The sequence below is a fragment of the Pinirhizobacter sp. genome, assembly GCF_035317885.1.
GTDB lineage: Bacteria > Pseudomonadota > Gammaproteobacteria > Xanthomonadales > Rhodanobacteraceae > Pinirhizobacter.
The window spans coordinates 1-7,692 of sequence record NZ_DATHFX010000387.1; the positions used below are offsets into that span (position 1 = coordinate 1).

Annotated in this window: 4 protein-coding genes and 1 riboswitch; of the genes, 2 read left to right on the plus strand and 2 right to left on the minus strand. The window is 65.0% G+C overall.

Going from position 1 to position 7,692, the window contains the following annotated elements; all coding sequences use genetic code 11:
• Nucleotides 1–1,469: putative bifunctional diguanylate cyclase/phosphodiesterase (locus tag VK519_RS12760; RefSeq protein WP_324350316.1), on the minus strand; the 1,469-nt coding region annotated here is incomplete at its 3' end.
• 193 nt (nucleotides 1,470–1,662) lie between these two features.
• Nucleotides 1,663–1,760: riboswitch (glycine riboswitch) on the plus strand.
• Between the two features lie 44 nt (nucleotides 1,761–1,804).
• On the opposite strand from VK519_RS12760, the gene gcvP reads away from it, so the two are divergent.
• A complete protein-coding gene (gcvP, locus tag VK519_RS12765) occupies nucleotides 1,805–4,696 on the plus strand; it encodes an aminomethyl-transferring glycine dehydrogenase (RefSeq protein ID WP_324350318.1) in 2,892 nt (963 codons plus the stop codon).
• A 129-nt stretch (nucleotides 4,697–4,825) separates the two neighbouring features.
• Here gcvP and VK519_RS12770 read toward each other — a convergent pair whose 3' ends face one another.
• Nucleotides 4,826–5,518: an aspartate/glutamate racemase family protein gene (locus VK519_RS12770; RefSeq protein ID WP_324350319.1), complete on the minus strand. Its 693-nt coding sequence runs from the start codon at nucleotides 5,516–5,518 to the stop codon at nucleotides 4,826–4,828.
• A 149-nt stretch (nucleotides 5,519–5,667) separates the two neighbouring features.
• On the opposite strand from VK519_RS12770, the gene VK519_RS12775 reads away from it, so the two are divergent.
• Entirely contained in the window at nucleotides 5,668–7,524 is a 1,857-nt protein-coding gene (locus tag VK519_RS12775) for a glycoside hydrolase family 15 protein (RefSeq protein WP_324350321.1), read from the plus strand.
• The last annotated feature ends 168 nt before the right edge of the window (nucleotides 7,525–7,692 follow it).

Genomic DNA, 7,692 nt, shown 5'->3' on the forward strand with positions numbered 1-7,692 from the left:
ACGCCGATGAATTCCAGTGGAGATACCGACCCGAGCACCGGGTGGGTCCACCGGGCCAGTGCCTCGGCACCTGTCAGCTTGCCGCTGGGGCCGTCGTGCTTGGACTGGAAATGCACCGAAAGCGTGCCGTCCTCGGTGGCCGTCTGCAGCCCGCGCTGGATATCCAGCATGCGGATGGAGCGCTGCTTCATGTCCATCTCGAACACGCGGAAACCGTTGCGGCCGCTTTCCTTGGCGCCGTACATGGCAACGTCGGCGTTGGCGATAAGCTCGTCCACCGTTTCGCCATCGGTCGGGTAGAAGGCGATGCCGATGCTGGGCGTCACCCGCAACGACGTACCGTTGACGGTGAAGTTCTCGCGCATGCGGGCGATCGCCCGCTCGGCCACCTGCATCGCGGTATCGCGCGACACCAGGCGCTCGACCACGGCGACGAACTCATCGCCACCCACGCGCGCCAGGGTGCCGCGGCGCAGGCCCGACGACAAACGCCCGGCCACGGCGCGAAGCAATTCATCGCCGAAGGAATGGCCCAGGGAGTCGTTGATCGCCTTGAAGCCGTCCAGGTCGACGTATAGCACCGCCACTTCGGTGTTCTGCTGGCGCGCTTCCTCGATCGCCTGTTCCAGGCGCCGTCCCAGGGTCACCCGGTTGGGCAGGCTCGTCAGAGGATCGTGCGTGGCCATGTGAAGCAGGCGGCTGTTGAGCTGGTTGATGGAGCCCGACAGCCTTTGCGTGTCGCGATGCAACCGGCTTTCAAGGTACGAAAGCATCAGCCCCACCACCAGGATCGCCGTGCTGATTACACCCGCTACCAGGGCCAGCACGTTGGGACTCAAGTCCGACGCCGCGCCGCAGATCGAACCCGGTGCGAAGTGGGCGGCGGCCATGCCGCTGTAATGCATGCCGGCAATGGCAAATCCCATCACCGCCGCGGCGGTGGCACGCTTGAACGCCAACTGGCTCTGGCGGCTGTCCTTCAGCGCGTGGGCAACGCCGATCGCAGCGATCGAGGCACCCATGGCAATCAGCACCGAGGCGCTGAACCAGTATGGGTCGTAGACGATGCCCGGCATGATCAACATGCTGGCCATGCCGGTGTAGTGCATGCCGGCGATGCCAAGCCCGAGGGCAATCCCGCCCACGGTCAAGAGCGGCCATCTCAGGCGCTGCGTGGCCACCAGCAGCAACACGAAGTAGGACACGACCACCGCGATCAGCGCCGACACCGCGGTGAGTTTGAAATCGAAGCCCATGGCAATGGGCATGCGCAGGGCCAGCATGCCGATGAAATGCATCGACCAGATGCCCACGCCAAGCGCCAGCGCTCCGCCGCATAGCCAGGCCTGCCGGGCCAGGGCCGTCCTGACCATGGCAATGCGTCCGGACAGGTCCAGTGCCGTGTACGAGGCCAGGAAGGCCACGAGCATGGAACAGACCACCAGCGCGAGGTTGTAATGTCCAGTCATGAAGAATTTCGCGGCCTGCCAAGGGGCGGCCCCCATCCGTGGATGATAACGGCTCCTATCAAGAATTCTTGAGTCCTGGGCCCCCGGCGGCTGTATAATCGTCCGCCATGGCGCGGTGGGAGAAGCGGTCCGAACAGGCCGCTGCCGAAGGCGCAACGCCCGTAATCGCTCAGGCTCCCATACCACCGCCCCGTTGCAACACTCTGGAGAGACCGGTCAAACCCGGCGCCGAAGGTGCACGAAGCCGCTGAAGGCTTCCAAACTCTCAGGCAAAAGGACAGAGGGGCGCCCCACGTGCCGGCACGGCACGGCTGCCCTATGCCCTGAGAATCCCCATGGCCCAGCCTCGCTCCCCATCCCTGCGTGACCTCGAATACCACGGCGCCTTCATCGACCGCCACATCGGCCCGAACGACGCTGAAATCGGCGCCATGCTGAAGGTCCTGGGCCACGACTCGCTCGATGCGATGACCGATGCCATCGTCCCGGCTTCGATCCGCTCGCCCAAGGCGCTGGCTCTGCCAGCGGCCATGACCGAAGTGGAGGCCCTGGCCCGCATCCGCGCCATCGCCGACAAAAACCAGGTGTTCCGCAGCTTCATCGGCCAGGGCTACTACGGCACCCACACGCCGAACGTGATCCTGCGCAACGTGCTGGAGAACCCGGCCTGGTACACCGCCTACACCCCCTACCAGGCGGAAATCTCCCAGGGCCGCATGGAAGCGCTGATCAACTTCCAGACGATGGTTGCCGACCTCACCGGCATGGACATCTCCAACGCTTCCCTGCTGGACGAAGCCACCGCCGCCGCCGAGGCCATGGCCCTGGCGCGCCGCTCGGCCAAGGCCAAATCGAAGGTGTTCTTCGTGTCCGCGGGCGTGCACCCGCAAACCATCGAAGTGCTGCGCACCCGCGCCGATGGCATCGGCATCGAGGTGGTAGTGGGCGACGATGCCGACGCCGCCGGCACTGATTGCTTCGGCGTACTGCTGCAATACCCCAACACGTTCGGCCAGGTGAACGACTACAAGGCGCTGGCTGATGCGGTGCATGCGCGCGGCGGCCTGGTCTCGGTTGCAACGGACCTCCTGGCCCTTACCGTCATCGCTTCCCCGGGAAGCTGGGGCGCGGACATCGTCGTTGGCAACAGCCAGCGCTTCGGCGTGCCGTTCGGCTTCGGCGGTCCGCATGCCGCCTACATGGCCTGCCGCGACGTCTTCAAGCGCTCCATGCCCGGTCGCCTGATCGGCGTGTCGGTGGACGTGGAGGGCAAGCCCGCCTATCGCCTTACCCTGCAAACCCGCGAACAGCACATCCGCCGCGAGAAGGCCACGTCCAACATCTGCACTGCGCAGGTGCTGCTGGCGGTGATGGCCAGCATGTACGCCGTGTACCACGGCCCCGAGGGCCTGGAGCGCATTGCACGACGCACGCACCGGCTGGCGGCTATCCTGGCCGCGTCGCTGCGCCACGCCGGCGCAACGGTCGGGCCGGACTTCTTCGACACACTGCACGTCATTGGAATCGACGCCGCCGCCGTGCACGCCACCGCCGCGAAGGCCGGCATCAACCTGCGCACGATCGACGCATCGTCTGTGGGCATCAGCCTGGATGAAACCACCACGCGCGACGATGTCATCGCGCTGGCTGCGCTTTTCAACGCTCACATTACCGATATAGACGCCCTGGACGGCAAGATCGCCGACGCCCTGCCGGCAGGCCTGTTGCGCACCACGCCGTACCTGCAACACCCGGTGTTCAACACCCACCACAGCGAACATGAACTCCTGCGCTACCTGCGCGGCCTGGCAGATAAGGACCTCGCGCTCGACCGCACCATGATCCCGCTGGGCTCGTGCACCATGAAGCTCAACGCCACCGCCGAGATGATCCCGGTGACCTGGCCCGAGTTCGCCAACATCCATCCCCTGGCCCCGGCCAACCAGGCCACCGGCTACAAGCAGCTGATCGATGAACTGGAAGCGATGCTGGTGGAATGCACCGGCTACGATTCGGTGAGCCTGCAGCCCAACTCCGGCGCGCAGGGCGAGTACGCGGGCCTGCTGGCCATCCGCGAATACCATCGCTCGCGTGGCGAGGGCCACCGCGACATCTGCCTCATTCCTGAATCGGCCCACGGCACCAACCCGGCCTCGGCGCAGATGTGCGGCATGGAAGTGGTAGTCACCCGTTGCGATACGAATGGCAACGTCGATGTCGGCGACATCCGAGCCAAGGCCGAGAAATACTCGCAGCGCCTGGCGGCGCTGATGATCACCTACCCTTCCACGCACGGCGTGTTCGAGGAAGACGTGGTCGAGATCTGCGACATCGTGCACCAGCACGGCGGCCAGGTGTATACCGACGGCGCCAACATGAATGCGCTGGTCGGCGTGGCGCGCCCGGGCAAGTGGGGCTCGGACGTTTCGCACCTGAACCTGCACAAGACCTTCTGCATCCCGCACGGCGGCGGCGGCCCGGGCGTCGGCCCGTGCGCCGTGAAGTCGCACCTCGCCCCGTTCCTGCCGCGCGCCTTCGGCGAAGAGGGCAAGGGCGGCATGGTCAGTGCGGCCAGCTTTGGCTCAGCGTCCATCCTCCCCATCAGCTGGATGTACATCACGTTGATGGGCACCTCGGGCCTGCGCAAGGCCACACAGGTGGCGCTTTTGAACGCCAACTACATTGCCAAGCGCCTGGAAGCGCACTACGACACGCTGTACATGGGCCGTAACGGCCTGGTGGCGCACGAGTGCATCCTGGACCTGCGCCCGCTCAAGGACGCCACCGGCATCGGCGCCGAGGACGTGGCCAAGCGCCTGATCGACTTCGGCTTCCACGCCCCCACGCTCAGCTTCCCCGTGGCCGGCACACTGATGGTCGAGCCCACCGAAAGCGAATCGCAGCACGAACTGGACCGCTTCATCGACGCCATGATCCAGATCCGCGACGAAATCCGCGCCGTGGAAGAAGGCAAGCTCGACCGCGAAGACAACCCGCTCAAGCACGCCCCGCACACCGCCACCCAGGTGACCGCTAGCGAGTGGAAGCATGCCTACCCGCGCGAACTGGCGGCGTTCCCGCTGGAAAGCCTGCGTCTGCAGAAGTACTGGTCGCCGGTGGCACGCGTGGACAACGTGTACGGCGACAAGAACGTGTTCTGCAGCTGCGTGCCGCTCGAGGCCTTCAAGGGTGAGATCGAGGCGTTCAGCGAGCCTAATGTCGCGTGAAATCCAGACGTTCGACAAACTAGACGTCGCTTTTCTTTTTGGATTAAACATCCCTGTAGCATGCTCGACGGACGACACCCGCCATTGGGGGTCAGAGTGAATACTCTGACCCCGCACCCTGGGTGCCGACTACGCAAGCGCGAGCTCAACGGCCGCGTTCGCGTGCAACCCGGCCGTGTCGAACAACGGCGTCGTCGTGTGTTTTGGCTGCACCAGCAGCGTCAACTCCGTGCAGCCAAGAATGATGCCTTGTGCGCCTCGTTCCACCAGCTGATCGATCACGCGCAGTACGGCCTCGCGGGCAGGCTCGCTGATCACGCCATGGCACAGTTCATCGTAGATCAACGCATGCACCGCGTCGCGCCCGGCAGTACCGGGAACCATCGCCTCGATCCCATGCTTGTCACGCAGGCGATCGATATAGAACGGACGCTCCATCGTGAAGCGCGTGCCAAGCAGGCCCACGCGTTTGATGCCGGCCGTCTTCAGGGCGTGCGCTGTCGGATCGACGATATGGATGAAAGGAATGCGCAGCGCTTCCTCGATCGCCCCGGCCACCTCGTGCATCGTATTCGTGCACAACAGCACGAAATCCGCCCCGGCGGCCTGGACCTGTCCCGCCGCCTGCGCCAACAACTGGCCCGCGTCGTCCCAGCGTCCTTCCTGTTGCAGGCGTACGATGTCGTCGAAGCAGACGGTCACCATCACGCTGCGTGCGTTGTTGTGCCCGCCCAGGCGCTCCTTCATGCCCTGGTTCACCAGGCGGTAGTACTCCGCCGAGGATTCATGGCTCATGCCGCCAATCAGGCCGATGGTCTTCATGCGTGGGCTCTGCGTGTGGTGGGTCCCAGCATCATTCCACGATCTGACATAACCGTGGCGCGTCCAGGCGACTGAACGGACACCGGGCGTTTATCCAACAATCACGCCCCACCCTGTTTGATGGCGGCACCGCGAGCCAAGGCCGAACCATGGCAAAGAAGAAAGCAGGGCCCTCTCGCCGGAAGGCACCCCGCCCCGCCGCGGCGCCCGTGGCCATCGCGCAAAACCGCAGCATTGCCGACCACGCCATCATCGGCAACCTTGCCACCGTCGCGCTGGTGACGCTCGACGGTGCCATCGACTTCATGTGCTGGCCCCGCTTCGACTCACCCACGATATTCGCGGCCCTGCTGGACACCGATGCCGGCGGGGTGTTCGAGCTTGCGCCGGACATCGACAACCCCCGGGTGGTGCAGACCTATCTGCCTGATACCAACGTGCTGGTAACTCGCTGGATGGGCGATGACGCCACGGTGGAAGTGACCGACCTGATGCCGCCGCTGGGTCAGGTGGGCGGCGACGCCTGCCGCCTGGTTCGGCGCGTGGCCGTGCATCGCGGCAAGGTACGCATGCGCTTGCGCTGTGCGCCCCGCCCTGCCTATGCCACCAAGCTGCCGAAGGTCGAGGCCAAGGGCAAGGAGGTGCACTTCCACACGACGGGCGCACCAACATTTGCGCTTCGCGCCAACTTCCGTATCTCCGCCGGTGACGGCGACGCCACGGCGACGTTCACCATCGAGGAAGGCGAAACCACCGACATCGTGTTCGAAGAACACGGCACGGGCGTGCCTGCGGCGGACGAAATGGTGGTCCATACCATCGGGTTCTGGCGCCGCTGGGCACGCCGTTCCACCTACCGTGGCCGCTGGCGCGGGGCCGTGCAGCGTTCTTCGCTGCTACTGAAGCTGCTGGTATCGCACGAGCACGGCTCGATGGTTGCCGCCGCCACCTTCGGCCTGCCCGAAACCGATGGCGGCGAGCGCAACTGGGACTATCGCGCCACCTGGATCCGCGATGCGTCCTTCGCCGTCTACGGCCTGATGCGCCTGGGCTACACCGACGAAGCGATCGCCTTCAACCGCTGGGTCGCCCAGCGGGTGGCTGAATCACCCGACGGCCAGCCGAGGGTGATGTACGCGGTCGACGGCAGCGACGTACCCGATGAAGTGAGCCTGGACCACCTGGCCGGTTACGGCGGTGCGCGCCCCGTGCGGATCGGCAACGCCGCCGCCGACCAGTTGCAGATGGACATCTATGGCGAACTGATGGATTCGATTTACCTTACCAACAAGTACGGCGAGGCGATCTCGCATGACAACTGGGAGGCGGTGATTCGTCTGGTCGACCACGTGTGCAAGCACTGGAAAGTGGCCGACGCCGGCATCTGGGAAATGCGCAATCGGCGCCAGGAACACCTGCACTCGCGCGTCATGTGCTGGGTGACGGTGGACAGGGCCATTCGCCTGGCCAGCAAGCGCTCACTGGCGGCGCCCTTTGACCGCTGGATCACGGCGCGCAATGCATTGAGTAAGAATATCTGGGATGACTTCTTCAATCCCGATGTCGGCCACTTCGTGCGCACACCCGGCTGCACGGACGTCGACAGCGCGATGCTGATGATGCCGCTGGTGAGGTTCATCAGCGCCACGGACCCGGCGTGGCTCGCCACCATGGCCGCCATCGAGGAGCAACTGGCCGACCGCCTGGTGGTGCGCCGCTACGCCGGCGACGATGGCCTGGCTGGCCCCGAAGGCGCCTTCGCGGCGTGCTCTTTCTGGTACGTCGAATGCCTGGCCCGCGCCGGCCGCCGTGAGGAGGCGGAGATCAACTTCGAAAAACTCCTCGCCTTCGGCAACCACGTGGGCCTGTTCTCCGAAGAGTTCGACTCGCGCGGATGCTTGGTGGGAAATTTCCCGCAGGCCTTCACCCACCTGGCACTGATCAGCGCAGCGTTTTACCTGAACCGGCAGATTGATGATCCGCAAGGACAACCCTGGCCTGCGTAGGCGGTACCAAGATACACGCGCCCGCGGGAAGGGACGCATCTGCCTGCGTCATTGCGGCCTGCAAGCGCGTTGCGTTGGCCGCATTGCCAAACAGGTAGAGAGTTTCCTGACGCGAAGAGTAGTCGCTCACCGACATCACCACTGCATTAAGAACGGGTCCGCAAGCGG